Raw genomic sequence first — 1,061 nt, 5'->3', positions numbered from 1 at the left:
CTGAGTTGATCCTGAGCAAAAACTAATTATTATATAACATCAGTGAGCTAAGAATTATGAATGAGTAATTTTACCCTCCCTCAGAACAGTTAGGGGTTATACCAAATCTGGGTTAAAAAATAATCTTTTTCATTCAGTCCCTCTTTCATTCAGTCATTGAGGTGTGGAAGCAAGCTTTTGCCCCAATCAATTTACTGTGTGGCAAAAAGGGTTAACAGCAGGTGATTTGAGATTAGTAATAAAATTAACTAATTGACAATAAATAATGTTGAAATGTAGCCAGCTATCTCTTTACTTGAGGAAATATCCAAAAACTATAGCAAAGGGAACAGGGAACAGGGAACAGGGAACAGGGAGTAGCAATGCAGAGGTGCGACCCGTGGCGAATTATTTAATTCGCCTACGGAAAGCGCACCATTACGGTCTTGGGGGTTTCCCCCATGAGCGACTGCATCAATACGGGAGTAGGGAATATCGCATCAAAATTATCTCAATTAATTTAGGATTGCTATATCTGTTGAGATCAGCTACATGAAACAATGATGAAAATTTTTAGAGGAATAAAAATATGTGGCTATTGAAATCTAGGCTATCCACTATGACCGAGACAGTTATTCATTGGTTACGGATAATAGGTAATAGGTAACTGGTCGGGGTTGTACCTATTACTAATTACCTATTACCTATTACCCGTGTTGCTTTGTTTAACTGGGTTTGAGGATTTCCCTTCAAACTTTAAAGGCAAACGTTACCATCAAAACTTTAGGTAATTACAGTGGGAACCTCTCGCTCTGTAAACTTCCGAATTTGGGCAATCTCATGGGCAAGGGAAATCAGTGGTTCCAATGCTTGTTGAGTATCCACGTCATGCTTAGTGGAATCTGGCTCATAGCTCTCTAAATATAGGCGTAGGGTTGCCCCTTTTGTGCCAGTACCAGATAGGCGGAATACAATCCGAGAGCCATCAGTAAAGCCAATCCGAATCCCCTGCTTTTGGCTGACACTCCCATCTACTGGGTCTGTGTAACTAAAGTCATCACCATACTCTACCTGGTAAGAAC

1 protein-coding gene and 1 pseudogene are annotated in these 1,061 nt (G+C 40.3%); one reads left to right on the top strand and one right to left on the bottom strand.

The annotated features are described in order from the left end of the window. The first annotated feature begins 265 nt into the window (after positions 1 to 265). On the top strand, positions 266 to 535 hold the full coding sequence (locus F6K49_RS52475; RefSeq protein WP_143727511.1) for a hypothetical protein: 270 nt from the start codon (positions 266 to 268) through the stop codon (positions 533 to 535). A gap of 227 nt (positions 536 to 762) precedes the next feature. Here F6K49_RS52475 and F6K49_RS52470 read toward each other — a convergent pair. After that, a pseudogene (locus F6K49_RS52470) lies at positions 763 to 1,061 on the bottom strand (alpha-D-glucose phosphate-specific phosphoglucomutase); the annotation flags it as partial.

It is taken from the genome of Moorena sp. SIO3I6, from assembly GCF_010672095.1.
Note: the sequence above shows the minus strand (reverse complement) of the source record. Positions and strands in the feature narration are given on the sequence as shown.